Here is a 1,586-nt window from a genome sequence, read left to right on the forward strand (position 1 = left end):
GTATTAATGTACTTTTACTGATTCCAGTCATTTCTTCTACTTGCGTATATGAATGCTTATCTAATAAGCCTAATGCATGCTCAATTTGTTTCTTGTTATACTTCTTCGGTCTACCTTCTCTAAAGTCTGCACGTTGTTTAGCGACGGCCTTACCTTCTTGTGTTCGTTCAACAATCATGTCACGTTCAAACTCAGCGAACGCACTCATAACATTGAATACTAAACGTCCTGTCGGTGTATCCTCTATCAGCCCCATGTTTAGTACGTGAACCTTTACACCTTTTTCAAACAGTTCTCTCACAGTCTGTATCGCATCTACAGTTGAACGAGCAAAACGATCCAGCTTAGTAACTACCAAGGTATCACCTGACTCCAGTATTGATAGCAACTCCTTGAACTTAGGTCGATCAGCTTTAGTGCCAGTGAACTTCTCTGAATAAATCGTATTGCAACTTTCCTTCTCCAACGTTTGGATCTGTGTTTCTAAGTCCTGGTGAATTGTACYTACCCTTGCGTATCCGTATTTCATTCATATCAGCTCCCTTTCGGCGCTAACTAATGACTCTAAGTTACGACACCGTTTGATACCTTGATACTATCACATCGTCAAAACGGTGTCAAAACCTTTAAGTTATGAAACCGATATAAATGATTATGACCCCCTGAGTTTCAAAGACCCTTCTCTCTCAGCGAGCTCGGCTGATAAAAATACCCATCGGTTTCACCTTTCGTGTTGCCGACAGTTAGATAACTACTACAGTAGTCACCTTAGTTTCTACCTACTATATACACCACAGTCAGCCCAATCCAACGGACATAAAAATAGCCATGATACCCCAATGACGGGCCTCATGGCTATGCGTATTATTTAATACTGGAGTAGGACACAATTTCACCATCCTAACATAAATTGTACCTACTATGACCACATCTTGTCAAGCCTCGTACAACTTTTTTATTAAACTTCTTATGCCAACCATGTCACCGTTAATACTCATGTGTAATAAATCCACGGCTTGTCTACAGCGTGTGTAATATACTTTCGCAGTAATATTCATAGTCCGTAATGTATTCCTTCTAGGAATCTTGTACACATACCGAGCAAGCACTAAGTATTTCATGTTCTTCGGTAATTGTTTAATCGCTTGATCCAGCACAATCTTATTCAAGCGCCCATCACCTTTCCCGTCCTGGGCACTAGGTCCAGTAAAGCTAGGCGGTGCATCAGGGAACCGATCACCTACAGCCAGCGATTCGTAATTCTCCAGCCATAGTCGTATCGTCTTCTTTGAAACATAGCCATCAATTCTGGTCATCTCCAAACCTCCTGACTCAGAAAATCAAACCCCTAAAACGAAAACCTTAAACCATTAATAGTATTACATACTATATAACTATTAATAAATAATACTATATATATAATATATAATTATTAGTTTTATATTTATATTATATATATAAGGTATATTTTTTTAAGGGGGGGTTCTTTTTTATTTTGTTTTTCTTTTTTAAGTACTGTAGTGTATTAGACCCCCTCCTAAAAACTTTTCTTTTATATATTTTTATTTTCGTGTTAACAGCTGTGA

2 protein-coding genes are annotated in these 1,586 nt (G+C 38.2%); both read right to left on the reverse strand.

The features are described 5' to 3' along the window. Positions 1-529 (reverse strand): recombinase family protein (locus tag AC1DJR_RS29215; protein ID WP_477004167.1); only part of this gene is annotated, 529 nt, incomplete at its 3' end. 406 nt (positions 530-935) lie between these two features. Further along, on the reverse strand, positions 936-1,316 hold the full coding sequence (locus tag AC1DJR_RS29220; RefSeq protein ID WP_477004168.1) for a hypothetical protein: 381 nt from the start codon (positions 1,314-1,316) through the stop codon (positions 936-938). Positions 1,317-1,586: the final 270 nt, after the last annotated feature.

The organism is Bacillus sp. 05T31 (assembly GCF_056396725.1).

Coding starts and splice junctions, on each gene's coding strand:
- AC1DJR_RS29220 (WP_477004168.1), bottom strand. CDS start 1,316: ATGACCAGAATTGATGGCTATGTTTCAAAGAAGACGATACGACTATGG.